Origin of the sequence: Streptomyces sp. NPDC015131 (assembly GCF_043079975.1) — a bacterium.
Taxonomy (GTDB): domain Bacteria; phylum Actinomycetota; class Actinomycetes; order Streptomycetales; family Streptomycetaceae; genus Streptomyces.
Map to the genome: position 1 here is coordinate 546309 of NZ_JBIBVB010000003.1, position 15541 is coordinate 561849.

2 protein-coding genes and 1 pseudogene are annotated in these 15541 nt (G+C 75.7%); all 3 read right to left on the minus strand.

From position 1 onward, the window contains the following. Positions 1 to 126: 126 nt before the first annotated feature. Positions 127 to 2208, minus strand: a complete 2082-nt coding sequence (locus ACF08D_RS13815) for a HelD family protein (protein WP_392222809.1) — start codon at positions 2206 to 2208, stop codon at positions 127 to 129. After that, positions 2192 to 3802: an MFS transporter gene (locus ACF08D_RS13820; protein WP_392222810.1), complete on the minus strand. Its 1611-nt coding sequence runs from the start codon at positions 3800 to 3802 to the stop codon at positions 2192 to 2194. Before ACF08D_RS13820 ends, ACF08D_RS13815 begins: the two co-directional genes overlap by 17 nt. Before the next feature lie 321 nt (positions 3803 to 4123). Next, a pseudogene (locus ACF08D_RS13825) lies at positions 4124 to 15517 on the minus strand (type I polyketide synthase); the annotation flags it as partial. Between the last annotated feature and the right edge of the window lie 24 nt (positions 15518 to 15541).

Genomic DNA, 15541 nt, shown 5'->3' on the forward strand with positions numbered 1-15541 from the left:
CGGTCGGCAAATCCCGCGGAGGCATACGGCTCTTTCAGCCGCAACAATCCGCAAACGCGACGATCGACGCGAGCCGGACCGGGCGGGGCGGGGGGCGCCCGCGTCGGCGACGCGGGCGCCGCACCGTCAGGAGGGCTCGACGGTGATGGTGCAGAGCCGCTTGGTGGCCCGGGTCAGGGCCACGTACACGTCCCTTTCCCCGCCGGGGCGGGCGGTGGCGATCTCCTCGGGGTTCACGACGACCACCCCGTCGAACTCCAGACCGCGGGCTTCGGACGCCGGCACGACCCGCGCGTGATCCGCGATCCCCCCGGCCGTCAGCTCGTCCGCTCTCGCGTCCGCGCAGATCACGCCCAGGAGCTCCCCCGGGTGCGCGGCGCTCTGGGAGCGGAGCTCCTCGGCGACGGCGGCGATCAGCCCGCCGGGAGACGCGGTCACCCGGCGGGGGCTCTCCCCGCTCCGGAGCGACCGGGTGGGCCGCTGGTCCGGGGCGATCCGTGCGAGCAGGTCCCGGACGCTCTCCAGGATCTCCTGCGTGGTGCGGTAGCTGACGGTCAGGTTGTGCAGCTTGTACCGCGGTCCCACATGGGGGCTCAGTGCCTCCTTCCAGTCGCGGGCCGTCGCGACCGGGCCGGCCTGGGCGAAGTCGCCGACCAGCGTCATCGCCCTCGACGGGCAGCGGCGGACGATCATCCGCCACTGCATGGCGGTCAGTTCCTGCGCCTCGTCGACGACGACGTGCCCATAGGTCCGCTCGGGCGGGCCGTCGACCAGGCTCACCGCCTCGTCCAGCAACGGCACATCGGCCGCGGTCCACGGGGCGCCGGGAGGGAGCAGCAGAAGGGAGCGCTCCTCCTCGGTGAGGCGGGGCAGGTGCTCGGCGAGCGCGCCGGGGTCCGACAGGAGCGCCCGTACGAGGTCACCGGGTTCCAGCCGCGGCCACAGCACGCCGACCGCCCGGTCGACGTCGGCGTCGCCCAGGAGGTCGGCCCGGATGGCGTCCAGGTCCAGTTCGTGGACCGGCCCCGGGTCGGCAGCGCCCTCGGCGCGGCGCTGGGCGGCGCCCGTGAACCGGTCGAGGTTGAGGCCGGTCATCCGCTCGGCATCGGCGTCGATCTGCTCCAGGAGGTCGCCCATGTCCCGTTGCATCGCGTCGGTGACGGCGTCGACCAGGTGCTCCTTGAACACCTGGCGCGCGGGGTTGTGCCCCGGCACGGCCGCCAGGGCGGCGTCGCGCGCGGTGGCGACCTCCTCCTCGGAGAGGTGCACCCGTTCCGGTCCGACCCGTACGGTGAAGTCACCGGCGGGGGCCTGGTGGACGCGCAGCAGGCCGGCCAGGGCGTCGGCGAGGTCGGCGCTCCCCTTCAGCCGCGCCGTGCCGAACGGGCCCACCACGCTCGTGGGCACGCCGGCGAGTTCCGCGAGCGTCGCGAGGACGACGTCGTTCTCCCCGAGCGAGGGGAGGACCTGGGAGATGTAGTCGAGGAACCGGGCGTTCGGGCCCACGACGAGGACGCCCTCCTCCGCGGCGCGCGGGAACGCGTACAGGACGTACGCCGCCCGGTGCAGGGCGACCACCGTCTTGCCGGTGCCCGGACCGCCCTGCACCACGGTCACGCCGCGGTGGGTGGAGCGGACGATCTCGTCCTGCTCGGCCTGCAGTGTCGCGACGGCCGCGTGCATCCTGCCCGTACGCCGTGCCGACAGCGCCTCGGTCAGCGGGCCGTCGCCGACGACGTCCTCGTCGGTCGGGGCGGACCCGTCCAGCAGCTCGTCGCTCACCGAGACGACCGTGCGCTCCTCGAGGCGCAGGTGCCGGCGCCGGCGCAGGCCCATCGAGTGGACCGGCGTCGCCTCGTAGAAGGGCCGGGCCGCGTTGGCCCGCCAGTCCACGAGCAGCGGCAGGTCGTCCTCCTCCGTGTGCAGGCCGATCCGCCCGATGCGCAGGGTCATGCCGTCCGCCCAGTCGACGCGCCCGAAGATCAGCCCCTGCTCGGCGCCCTCCAGCCGTCCGATCTCCTTGGCCAGGCGCTCGGCGGCGTTCTCCCTCTCGTACGCGGCGTCAGGGCTGTCGGCGGGGGCCTTCAGCACACTCGCCCGCTGCTCCCTGGCCTCGGAAAGCCGCTCGGTGAGCAGCGCGTACAAGGAGGAGACGTAGTCCTGCTCCGAGGCGACCTCACGCACAGCGGGGTCACTTGCTTTCGACAACGGGGGTTCCTTCGGTTCGCGCGGTGGAGCGGGGCCCGGAGCCGTCGGCCTCGCGGCGGTCCGGTCCCGGTGCCGGGGTCTTCTTCTTTCCGGCGGCGGACAGGGCGATCACCAGCACGGCCGTCGCGACCAGCGCGATGATCATGATCCAGACCGCGCCGATGTGCATGGCGTGGATGAACGCCCGGTCGGCGGCGTGCGCCAGAGCCGGCCGGTCGAGTGTGGCGGCGACGTGCCGGGCCTGTTCCGCGGAGACCCGGGCGCTGTCCCGGTACGCCTCCGGGACCGCGCTCAACGAGGGCTCGATCGCGCCCCGGTAGGCGATCGACATGATCGTGCCGCCGACCGCGATACCGATCACGCTGCCGGTCTGGCGCGCCGTGTTGGTGACGGCCGACCCGGCGCCGGACTGCTCCAGCGGCAGGCTGCTGATCAGCGCTCCGGTCACCGGGGCCAGCACCATGCCGACGGCGAGGCCCTGCACCAGCAGCACCAGCTCGATCCAGACCAGCGGCGTGTGCAGACCGAGGAACGCGACCGCGCCGAAGCTCAGCGCCGCCACGGTGATCGACGGCACGGCGACGGGCCGCAGCGACCACCGGCTGACCAGACGGGCGCCCAGAGGCGCCCCCACGACCGCGCCGATCGCGGTCGGGAGGTTGGCCAGTCCGGCCGTCATCGGCGAGTAGCCGAGGGCCCCTTGCAGGTAGAACGCGTTGTAGAAGGTCACGGCGGCCACGGAGAAGAGGAGCAGCGCCATGGACGCGTTGCCGCCGCCGAACATCCGCTGGGCGAGCATCCGGGGGTCGAAGCTCGGCTGCCTGGTGCGCAGTTCGACGACCACGAAGACGGCGAGCAGGACGGCGCCGGCCGCGATCGGCGCCCAGACGTCCCACCGGCTCCAGTCGTCCACCTGCCCCGCGCGGATCAGGCCGTAGGTCAGCGCCGCGAGTCCGCTGATCGACAGCAGGATTCCCGCCGGGTCCAGGGGCCGGACGGTGGGGCTGCGGAAATTGGGGACCAGCAGGACGACTCCGGCGAGCGCCACCACGACGATCGGGACATTGACGAGGAATACCGAGCCCCACCAGAAATGGCTGAGCAGGAGTCCCGCGAGCACCGGGCCGGCCGCCATTCCGACACCGGTGGAGGTGGAGGAAATGGCGATCGCGGTCGCCCGCCCCGGTCCGGTGAAGGTCCACAGCAGGATGGCGAAATTGGCGGGCATGATCAGCGCGGCGCCGACTCCCATCGCGGCCCGGGCGGCGATCAGCTGGCCCGCGTCACCGGCGTACGCCGCCCAGATCGACGTTCCCGCGAAAATCACCAGGCCGACCGCGAGCACATTCCGGTGTCCGAAACTGTCGCCCAGCGCACCCGCGGTGAACATCAGGGTCGCGAAAACCAGGGTGTAGGCGCCTGTGGCCCATTGCAGCTGGCCGGGGTCGGCCCCCAGCCCGCCGACCGGGTCGGCGAGGCTCTCCAGCGTGATACTCAGGACGGTATTCTCCAGCCAAATCAGCAGTGAACACACCATGAGAACGGCGAGAATCAACCGCTGCCTGGACTTCTGCAGCATCGGGGGCGTAGTCATGACCACCTTTGGGTCGGCCGGCGGTAGCTCGAACGACGCGACTATAAATAAGCACCCCGGCACTGTCAATCTCGGATTTCTTTCCCCAACACAGTTGCCAGCAGGCGGACTTCATGCCCTCGGTGGATTTGCGGACCGGGGATTTTTATGCCTCCGGCGGATATCCGAGGTGAGGTAATTGCACACTGAATGAACTTGCCATGGAGCGAGTTTTCTGCCTCCGGGTGCGACGGGCCCGGACCCGACCGGCCCGACCGGCCCGGCCGGCCCGGCCGCCCGGCACGCCGCGCGGGCGGCCGGGCGGGTCCGGGCCGTCGTGCCTCAGTGGCCGCCCAGCGCGTCCAGCCAGTGCCGGAGGCGCGCGGCGGTCTCCGGTGCCCGTTCCTCGATGATCGAGAAGTGGTCCGCCTCGATGTACTCGGCCGGTCCCCGGTGCTGCCAGTCGGGTACGGGGGTCACGTCCCCGAATCCGCTCAGCGTGACGGTGGCGCGCAGGTTCAGCGTCGGGGCGGCGATCGACCGCGCCTCACGCTCCGCGTAGATCCGCGCATAGCCGCCCATGGCGATCAGGCTGTGGTCGTCGACGGGGGTGAGGGCGTTGTCCCGGGACAGGATCTGCCCCAGGGCGCCGGTGAGGACGAGGTGGTTGAGCCCGGCGTCCTGGGTGGAGTAGGTGTCGATCATCGCGACACCCGCCAGTTCGCGGCCGTCGTCCTCGAGCCGCCGGGCGACCGCGTGGGCGAGCGCGCCGCCGGCCGAGTAGCCGACGAGCGCCACCGGACCCCGCCCGAGCTCCGCCGCGACGGCCTCGGCGAGGGTCTCGATCGCCGCCGTCCAGGTCGCCGGCAGGTCGTCGCCCGCCCGCGTACCGGGCAGCCGCAACGCACTCACCTGCCGCTCTCCGCCCAGTTCGCGGGCCAGGCGGGCGAACTGGTGCGGGCCCGAACCCGGCAGGAACGAGGGGACGCACACCAGGGCCGGCGCCGCGGCGCCACGTGCCAGGAGCTGCGCGGCCGGGCGCTGCGCGGCGGCCTCGCCGGCACCGTACGTGGTCATCAGTGCCTGGCCGGCGAGCAGCAGCGGCATCGTCCCGGCCAGTTCGCCCCGGCGGTGCGCCGCCGACACCAGGTCGGTGATCGTGCCGCGTACGCCTGCCGGTGCCTGCCCGACCGCGCCCGGGTCGGCCTCCTCGATCCGCGAGCGCACCAGTTTCGCCACGTCGGCGGCGGTCGGGTGGTCGAAGACCAGCGTCGACGGCAACGCCAGCTCGGTGAGGTGCGCGAGCCGGTTCCGGAACTCGACGGCACCGAGGGAGTCGAAGCCGAGCTCGGTGAACGGCGCGTAGGGGTCGATGGCGTCGCCGGACCGGTGGCCGAGGACCGCCGCGGCGAGGTCGCGCACCTCGCGCAGGATCTCGCCGTCGCGTTCGGCGTCCGGCAGGGCGGCCAGCCGCCGCGCCAGGCCGACACCGGCGCCGGCGGCGGCCGGGGGGACCCGGATCATGCCGCGCAGCACGGCGGGCAGTGTGCCGCCGCGCGCCAGGTCGGTGAGCGCCGGCGTGTCCAGCAGTGCCGTCACCGGTGTCGCCCGGTCGGTCGCGAGGGCGCTGTCGAACAGCGCCGTCCCGGACTCCGGGCCGATCGGGATCAGGCCCAGCCGGGTCCGGAGCTGCCGGGCGTACTGCTCGGCGTCGTCCCCGCCGAGCACGTCCGCCATGCCGACGGTCCACAGGCCCCAGGCCAGGGAGTGCGCGGGCAGGCCCGCGCCGCGGCGCAGGCGTGCCAGCGCGTCCAGCGCGGCGTTCGCGGCGGCGTAGTTGCCCTGGCCCTGCCCGCCGAGCAGCGGCGCCGCGGACGAGAACAGCACGAAGGCCGACAGGTCCATGCCGCGGGTCAGCTCGTGCAGGTGCAGCGCCGCGTCGATCTTCGGTGCCAGCACCCGTGCGGTCCGCTCGGCGGTGAGGGTGTCGAGGGTGCCGTCGTCCAGGACTCCGGCCGCGTGGATGACGGCGGTCAGCGGGGCGTCGGCGTCGATACCGTCCAGCAGGGCCCGGACGGCGGTGCGTTCGGTGACGTCGCACGCCTCGACCCGGACGTCGGCGCCGAGCCCGGTCAGCTCGGCGGCCAGTGCGGCGGCGCCGTCCGCGGCGGCACCGCGACGCGACACCAGCAGGAGCCGGCGTACGCCGTGCGCGGTGACCAGGTGCCGGGCGACGACCGCGCCGATGCCGCCGGTGCCGCCGGTGACGAGCACCGTGCCGCGGCCGAACGACAGGGGCGCGGCCGGTTCGGGGGCGGGCAGCGGCCGCAGTCGCGGCGCCAGCAGCCGGCCCTCGCGGAGGGCCAGGTGCGGTTCGGAATGGGCCAGGGCGGCGGTGAGCGAGGCGATCGGCAGGGCGTCGGCGTCGTGGTCCACGAGCAGGAAGCGCCCCGGGTGCTCGGACTGCGCGCTGCGCACCAGGCCCGCCACGGCGGCTCCGACCAGGTCGGGCTCCTCGCCGGGCAGCCCGGCCGCCCCGCGTGTCACGACCACGAGCCGTCCCGGGTGGCCGGCGCGGGTCCAGTCCTGGAGCAGGGCGAGCGTGGCCAGCACGCCGGCGTGGATCTCCGCCGCTCCGGCGCCGGTTCCGCGCGGCGCCTGCCACACCACCGTGCCGGGAGCGTCCGGCAGCGCGGCGAGTTCCGCGAGGTCGGCGCAGTGCGCCGGGGGCTCCGGGGCGTCGACGGCCGCCGGGTCGCCGAGCACCGCGATCCGCCCCTGGCCGGCCGCCGGGCCGGGGGGCACGGCCTCCCACCCGAGGTCGAACAGCGGGGCCGCGCCGCGCAGCCGGGCCAGCGCCTGCCGCTCGACCGGGCGGACCCGCAGCGACTCCACGCTCAGCACGGGGGCGCCGGTCGCGTCGACCGCGTCCACCCGGAAGGTGTCCGGGGCGACGCGGGCGGCACGGACGCGCAGGGCGTCCGCGCCGGGCCGCGCCAGCTGGACGCCGCCGAAGGCGTACGGCAGGGGCGTACCGCCGCCGGGCCCGTCCTCGGTGAGACGGCCGGCGACGGCGTGGAGCACCGCGTCCAGCAGTGCCGGGTGCAGTCCGAAGGCGGCCGGGTCCGCCGCGGTGCCGGTGTCGAGCGCCAGGTCGGCGAAGACCTCGTCCCCGCGCGACCACGCGGCGCGAACGGCGCGGAACGCCGGGCCGTACCCGAGTCCCAGGTCGTCGAGGGCGCGGTACATCTCCTGTGCGTCGAGCGGCCGGCCGTCGGCGGGCGGCCACGCCCGGGGCAGGGCCGGGGCGGTGGCCGGCGCGTCGGGTGCGAGCAGCCCCCGGGCGTGCAGCACCCAGGCGTCGGCGACACGGCTGTGGACGGCCACGGTCCGGTGCCCGTCGGCGTCCGGTTCGCCCACGGCGAGCTGGACGTCCGCGGCGCCGTCGGCCGGGAGGGCCAGCGGCGCGGCGAGCGCGAGTTCCGCGACCCGCGGCACGCCGAGCCGGGCACCGGCGGCCAGGGCCAGTTCCACGAGTCCCGAGCCCGGCATCACGAGGGTGCCGTGGACGGAGTGGCCGGCCAGCCACGGCTGCGTGCGCGGCGAGATCCTTCCGGTGAACAGCCACGTGTCCGTGCCGGCGAGCTGCACGCGGGCGTGCAGCAGCGGATGGCCGGCGGGGTCGGCGCCGGCGAGCGGCGCGGCGTCCTCCGCGGGCAGCAGCCAGAAGCGTTCGCGCTCGAAGGGATAGGTGGGCAGGGAGACACGCACCTGCGGCCGGGGTCCGTAGTAGGCCGCCCACCGCACCGGCCGGCCCGCGCAGTGCGCGGCCGCCAGCGCGGTGGCCAGCTGCTCGGGTTCGGAGACGGTACGGCGGGATCCCGCGACCACCGACGCTCCCGTCGCGGACTCCGCCGCGAGCGTGGCGCGGGTCATGGCCGTCAGCACCGCGTCCGGGCCCAGCTCGACGAACAGGCGCACGCCCGAGCCGGCCAGGGACCGCACCGCCGGGGCGAAGCGCACCGCCTCGCGCACCTGGCGCACCCAGTACGCGGGGGTGACCACCGCGTCACCGGCGAACGCGCCGGAGACCGTGGAGCACAGGGGTATGCGCGGCTCGTGGTACGTCAGGCCCTCGGCGACCTCCGCGAAGCCGGCCAGCATCGGCTCCATCAGGGCGGAGTGGAACGCGTGGCTCACCCGCAGCCTGCTGGTCCTGACGCCCTCGGCCAGCAGCCTCGACTCCAGCGCCGACACCGCCTCGGTGTCTCCGGAGAAGACCACCGCCTCGGGCGCGTTCACCGCCGCCAGGGAGACCGTCCCGGCCGCGAGGAGTTCCCGCGCGCGCTCCTCCGGCACCGCGGCGGCCAGCATCGCCCCGCCGGCCGGGAGCGCCCCCATCAGCCGGCCGCGGGCCGCGACCAGTCCGCACGCGTCCGGCAGCGACCAGACCCCGGCCACGTACGCCGCGGCCAGCTCGCCGATCGAATGCCCCGCCAGCACGTCCGGCGTCACGCCCATCGACTCGACCAGGCGGTACATCGCCACCTCGAATGCGAACAGCGCGGGCTGGGCGTACTCGGTGCGGTCCAGCAGCGCTCCCGCACCCGTGCCGCCCGGGGCGGCCGGGGCGGCCGGCGCCCCGAACATCACGTCCCGCAGCGGGTGTTCCAGGTGGACGTCGAACTGCGCGCACACCTCGTCCAGCGCGGCGGCGAAGACCGGGAACTCCCGGTACAGCTCCGCGCCCATGCCGGCCCGCTGCGCGCCCTGGCCGGTGAACAGGAACGCGGTCGTGCCCGTCCGGCCGGCGTCGTCGACGACGGCCGGTCCCGGCTCGTCCGCCGCCAGGCGCGCCAGGGCCGCCAGCAGCGTCTCCCGGTCCCCGCCCACGACGGCGGCGCGCTGCTCCAGGTGCGCGCGGTGGCGCGCCAGGGTCACCGCGACGTCGGTCAGGTCCGCTTCCGGGCGGTCCCGCAGCGTGTCGTGCAGCCGGCCCGCCTGGGCCCGCAGCGCGCCGGCCGTCCGCGCGGACAGCAGCAGCGGCAGGGCAGCCGGGCCGGGCGCCCCTGCCGGCCGCGGCGGCTCCGCGGGCGGCTCTTCGAGGATGACGTGCGCGTTGGTGCCGCTGATCCCGAACGAGGACACTCCCGCCCGGCGCGGACGGTCGCCCGCCGGCCACGGCTCGGCCTCGGTCAGGAGCCGTACCGCGCCCGCCGACCAGTCCACGTGCGGCGACGGCGCGTCGACGTGCAGGGTGGGCGGCAGTGTCTCGTGCCGCAGCGCCTGCACCATCTTGATCACACCGCCGACACCGGCGGCCGCCTGCGCGTGCCCGATGTTCGACTTCAGCGACCCGATCCGCAGCGGCTCGGCGCGATCCTGCCCGTAGGCGTTGATCAGCGCCCGCGCCTCGATCGGGTCGCCCAGGGTCGTGCCGGTGCCGTGCGCCTCCACCGCGTCCACCTCGGCGGGCGTCAGGCCCGCGGATGCCAGTGCCTGGGCGATCACCCGCTCCTGGGACGGGCCGTTGGGCGCGGTCAGCCCGTTGCTCGCGCCGTCCTGGTTGACGGCGCTGCCGCGGATCACGGCCAGCACCGGGCGCCCGTTGCGCCGCGCGTCGGACAGCCGCTCGAGGGCGAGCACACCGACGCCCTCGGCCCACGAGACCCCGTCCGCCGTGCTGGAGAACGCCTTGCAGCGCCCGTCCGGCGACAGCGCCCGCTGCCGGGAGAACTCCTGGAACAGCAGCGGGGTCGCCATGACCGTCGCCCCGCTGGCCAGGACCAGGGACGTCTCCCCGGAGCGCAGAGCCTGCACCGCCAGGTGCAGGGCCACCAGCGACGAGGAACACGCCGTGTCCACCGTCACCGCGGGCCCTTCCAGACCGAGGGCGTACGAGACCCGGCCGGAGACCACACTGCCGGCGGAGCCGGTCGCCAGGTACCCTTCCGCGGCCCCGCCGGCGGCCTCGCGCGCCGTGTGGCCGTAGTCCTGGTACATGACGCCCGCGTACACCCCGGTGTCGCTGCCCCGCAGTGCGGCCGGATCGATCCCGGCGTCCTCGAGCGCCTCCCAGGACGCCTCCAGCAGCAGCCGCTGCTGCGGGTCCATCGCCGCCGCCTCGCGGGGGCCGATGGCGAAGAACGCGGCGTCGAAGTCGCCCGCGGCGTGCAGGAATCCGCCTTCCCGGGTGTAGATCCTGCCGGGCTTGCCGGGTTCGGCGTCGTACAGGGCGTCGGGGTCCCAGCCGCGGTCGCGCGGGATCGGGGTGATCGCGTCGACGCGCCCGGCGACCAGTTCCCAGAGCTGGTCGGGGTTCTCCACACCGCCGGGGTACCGGCAGCTCATGCCGACGATGGCGATCGGTTCGCCGGCCGCGGCGGGGCTCGCCGCGGCGGGGCGCGGTCGCGGCGCCTCCTCGCCGTCGACCCGGGTCCGCAGGAAGCCCGCGACCGCCGCGGCGGTCGGGTAGTCGAAGACCAGGGTGGAGGGAAGCTGGACGCCGGTGGCGGCGGTCACCTTGTTGCGGAACTCGACTCCGCCGAGCGAGTCGAAACCCAGCTCGGTGAAGGGGGTTTCGGGGTCGACGGCGTCGGCCGACTCGTGGCCGAGGACCGCGGCGGCGAGCGCGCGGACCTCGGTACGGATCAGCGCCTCCCACTGGTCGGCGGGAGCGTCGAGCAGCCGCCGGCGCAACGGGCTGTCGGCGGCCCGGCCGCGCGGCGGGACATGGATCAGGCCGCGCAGCAGCGCGGGCAGCGTGCCGAGCCGGCCGAGCGCGGTCAGGGCGGGGGTGTCCAGCAACGCGGTCATCAGCACCGGCCGGCCGGTGCCCAGCGCGTCGTCGAACATCCGCATGCCGGTGTCGGGCTCGATGGGTGCCAGTCCGAGACGCGTGCGGATCCGCCGCGCCAGGTGCTCGCCGCCCGGGTCGTTCAGCGCCTCGGCCATGCCGCGCTTCCACAGCCCCCAGGCCAGCGAGTGCGCGGGCAGGCCGGCGCTGTGGCGCAGCTGGGCGAGCGCGTCCATCGCCGCGTTCGCGGCCGCGTAGTTGCCCTGGCCCTGCCCGCCGAGCAGCGGCCCGGCGGAGGAGAACAGCACGAACGCCGACAGGTCCATGTCCCGGGTGAGTTCGTGCAGGTGCCAGGCGGCGTCGGCCTTCGGGGCGAGCACCCGGTCCACCTGAGCGGCCGTCAGGGTGTCGATGGTGCCGTCGTCGACCACGCCCGCGGTGTGGACGACCGCGGTCAGCGGTTCGCCGGCCGGTAGGGATCGCAGCAGGGCCGCGACCGCGGCGCGGTCGCCGACGTCGCACGCGGCGACGCGCACCCCGGCGCCCAGCGCGGCGAGCTCGGCGACCAGTTCGGTGACGCCCGGCGCGGCGGAGCCCCGGCGGGAGGTCAGCAGCAGCCTGCGCACCCCGTGCCGGGTGACCAGGTGGCGTGCGGTGACGGCGGCCAGTCCGCCCGCCCCGCCGGTGATCAGGACCGTGCCGTCGCCGAACTGCCCGGCGGCCGGCTCGGCGGTGGCCGCGCGGACCAGCCGGGGCGCCGTCAGGGCGCCGTCGCGCAGGGCGAGCTGCGGTTCCTCCGCGGCGACCGCGGCGGCGATCCGCCGGTGCAGGTCCGGGGGATCGTTGTCGTCCAGGTCGATCTGCACGACGCGCCCCGGATGCTCCGACTGCGCGCTGCGCACCAGGCCGCGGACGGCCGCCGCCGCGGGGTCCGGTGTCTCGCCGGGCAGTCCCGCTCCCCGGCGGGTGAGCACGACGAGCGGGGTGTCGGCGCAGCCCGGTGCGGTGAGCCAGTCGCGCAGGACCCCGAGGGCGTCGTGCACGGCGGCGCGGACGGCCGCGGGGGTGTCGTCGCCGCCCGCGGGCGCCGGTGCGGGCGACCAGACGGCGGCCGTGCCGGGCCCGCTCCCGCCCGCGGCGAAGGCGGCGGCGTCCTCGAACGTCTCGGCGCACCCCGCGACGGGCCGGCCCAGGGCGACCAGGCGCCGGTCCGGCACCTCGGCCACCGCCACCGGCGTCCAGTCCAGGGCGTAGAGGGGACTGCGGGCTCCGGCGAGGGCGCTCGCGTCCGCGGGGCGGGCGAGCACGGCGTCGATCGACAGCACCGCGGCACCGGTGGCGTCGCAGGCGTCGACGCGCACCTTCTCGGGGCCCGAGCGGACGACGCGGGCGCGGACCGCCCGGGCGCCGGGCCGGAACACGCGGACGCCGGCGAACGAGAACGGGAGCGGCAGCCTGCCGTCGGGCAGGTCCTCCGCGAGGACGTCGATGGAGGCGTGGAAGGCCGCGTCCAGGAGCGCCGGGTGCACCCCGAAGCCCGCCGCCCGGCCCGCCGGGGTCTCGTCCAGGGCCACGTCGGCGTACACCTGGTCGCCGCTGCTCCAGGCGGCGCGTACGCCCTGGAAGCACGGCCCGTACCCGAAGCCGAGGCCGGCGAGCCGGTCGTACAGGTGTGCCGCGTCGAGGGGTGTGCCGTCGGCCGGGGGCCACTCGGGGCCGGTCCAGGCCGGCGGCGTGTCGTCGGCGGGGGCGAGGGTCCCGGTGGCGTGCAGCGTCCACTCCGGCGCGCCCGGGGCGTCCCCGGTGGTGCCGGTGGCGGCGCGCGAGTGGATGGAGAGGCGTCGCCGGCCGGTGGGGTCGAGCTCGGTCACCGAGACCTGCACGTCCATGGCGGCGGCACCGTCGAACAGCAGCGGCGCCGACAGGACGAGTTCGTCCAGGACGGGCAGGTCCAGACGGCTGCCGGCGGCCAGCGCGAGGTCCACGAACGCGGTGCCGGGCAGCAGCACCGTACCGAAGGCCGTGTGGTCGGCGATCCACGGCTGGTCGCTGGTGGAGAGCCTGCCGCTGAACAGCCAGGTGTCCCGCCCGGCGAGCGGCGCGGCGACCCGCAGGACCGGGTGATCGAGCGCGGAGAGACCGGCGCGGCCCAGGTCGCCGGGCGCGCCGTCGCCGGTCTCCACCCAGTGGCGGCGGCGCTGGAAGGCGTACGACGGCAGGTCGACATGGGTGGCCGGGCGTCCCCCCGTCAGCGGGGTCCAGTCGACGGCCACGCCCGAGCAGTGGACGGCGGCGAGCAGCCGCAGGAACTGGCCGGCCTCGTCGGCGCCGCGCCGTGACGCGGCGGCCACCAGCGAACGGGACTCCTCCTCGCCGGTCAGCGTCCGGCGGGTCAGCGCCGCCAGCGCCGCGTCCGGCCCCACCTCGACGAACCGGCGCACGCCGGCGTCGGCGAGTGACCGCACCGCCGGGGCGAACCGCACCGCCTCGCGCACCTGCCGCACCCAGTACTCCGGTGTCAGCAGGTCGGGCCCGGCCGGGGCGCCGGACACCGTGGAGCACATGTCGATGCGCGGCGACCGGTACTCCACCGACCGGGCGACCCGCTCGTAGTCGTCGAGCATCGGTTCCATCAGCGCCGAGTGGAAGGCGTGGCTCACCTTGAGCCGGTGCGTCCTCACGCCCTCGTCCGCCAGCCGGGCCTCCAGGGCGGCGACCTCCGCCGTCCGGCCGGAGAACACCACCGCCTCGGGCGCGTTGACGGCCGCCAGCGAGACCGTCCCGGCCGCGATCAGCTCCCGCGCGCGCTCCTCCGGGACGGCGGCGGCGAGCATCGCCCCGTCGGTCGGCAGCGCCCCCATCAGGCGCCCGCGGGCGGCGACGAGCCGGCACGCGTCGGCCAGCGACCACACCCCGGCCACATGGGCCGCGGCCAGTTCGCCGATCGAGTGCCCGGCCACCACGTCCGGAGTGACGCCGAAGGACTCCAGGAGGCGGTGGAGCGCCACCTCGAACGCGAACAGCGCGGGCTGGGTGAACTCCGTCCGGTCGAGCGGGGCCGGGGCCGCCGCGTCACCGGTGCCGTGCCCGGCGTCCCCGGTCCCGGCGGACATGACCTCGCGCAGCGACACCCCGAGCAGGGCGTCGAGTTCCGCGCACACCTCGTCGAGCGCGGCGGCGAACACGGGGAAGGCGGCGGCCAGTCCGGCACCCATGCCGAGGCGCTGCGCGCCCTGCCCGGTGAAGAGGAAGGCGGTCACGCCGGTGGCGGCGGCACCCGACACCACCTGGGGGGAGGCCGAGCCCGCGGCCAGCGCCTCCAGACCGGCGCGCAGCGTGGCCCGGTCGGCGCCGAGCACCGCGCCGCGCCGCCCCAGCTGCGCGCGTGCGGTGACGAGGGTGGCGGCGACATCGGCGTCGTCGGCCCCGGGGTGTTCGTCGAGCCAGGCCAGCAGCCGGCCGGCCTGCGCCCGGAGCGCGGGCTCCGACCTGGCCGAGAGCAGCCACGGCGCGGGCGGTGCCGACGGCGCCGGCTGCGACCGGGGGGCGGCACCGGCATCCGGTCCCGGCGCGGGGTCGGCGGTACGGTCGCGCGGCGCCTCTTCGAGGATCACATGCGCGTTGGTCCCGCTGATCCCGAAGGACGACACCCCCGTCCTGCGCGGCCGGTCCAGCTCCGGCCACCGCTGAGCGTGCGTCAGCAGCCGTACCGAGCCCGCCGACCAGTCGACCTCGGGGGTGGGCTCGTCCAGGTGCAGGGTCGAGGGCAGGACGCCCTCGCGCATCGCCATGACCATCTTGATCACGCCCGCGACGCCCGCCGCGGCCTGTGTGTGCCCGATGTTGGACTTGACGGAGCCCAGCCACAGCGGGTTGCCGGTCTCGCGTTCCCTGCCGTACGCGGACAGCAGCGCCCGCGCCTCGATCGGGTCGCCGAGCCGGGTGCCCGTGCCGTGCGCCTCCACCGCGTCCACCTCGGCCGCCGACAGCCGGGCGTCGTCCAGCGCCGCCCGGATGACCCGCTCCTGCGCGGGGCCGTTGGGCGCGGTCAGCCGGCTGCTCGCACCGTCCTGGTTGACCGCGGAACCTCGCAGCACCGCCAGCACCCGGTGCCCGTGGCGCTCGGCGTCCGACAGCCGCTCCAGCACCAGCACACCCACGCCCTCGGCCCAGCCCGTGCCGTCCGCCGAGGAGGAGAACGCCCTGCACCGCCCGTCGGGCGACAGACCGCGCTGCCGGGAGAACTCCACGAACGTGCCGGGTGTCGCCATCACGGTCACACCGCCGGCGAGTGCCGTCACGCACTCGCCCCGGCGCAGCGACTGCGCGGCGAGGTGGAGCGCGACCAGGGAGGACGAGCACGCGGTGTCGACGGTCACCGCCGGGCCCTCCAGCCCGAAGGTGTAGGCGAGCCGGCCCGACGCGATGCTGCCCGCGCTTCCGGTGAGCAGGTAGCCCTCGAAGTCCTCGGGCGCGCCGGGCCTCCGGGAGCCGTAGTCGTCGTACATGACGCCCGCGTACACGCCGGTACGGGTGCCCCTGAGCGCGGTCGGGTCGATGCCCGCGTGCTCGACGGCCTCCCACGCCGTCTCCAGCAGCAGCCGCTGCTGGGGGTCCATGGCCGCCGCCTCGCGGGGACTGATGCCGAAGAACTCGGCGTCGAACCGGTCCGCGTCGTACAGGAAACCGCCTTCGCGGGTGTACGAGGTCCCCAGGTGGTCGGGGTCCGGGTGGTACAGGTTCTCCAGGTCCCAGCCGCGGCCCTCCGGGAAGGGGCCGATCGCGTCGCGTCCGGCGCTCACCAGCTCCCAGAGGTCCTCCGGGGAGCCGACCCCGCCCGGGAGCCGGCACGCCATGCCCACGATCGCGATCGGCTCGTGTGCGCGGTCCTCCAGATCGCGGACGCGCTGGCGGCTCTCCCGCAGGTCGACCGTCGCCCGCTTGAGGTAGTCGCGGAGTTTCTG

Bases quoted from the DNA above. Each gene is read 5' to 3' on its own strand.
- ACF08D_RS13820 (WP_392222810.1), bottom strand. From the start codon at position 3,802: ATGACTACGCCCCCGATGCTGCAGAAGTCCAGGCAGCGGTTGATTCTC.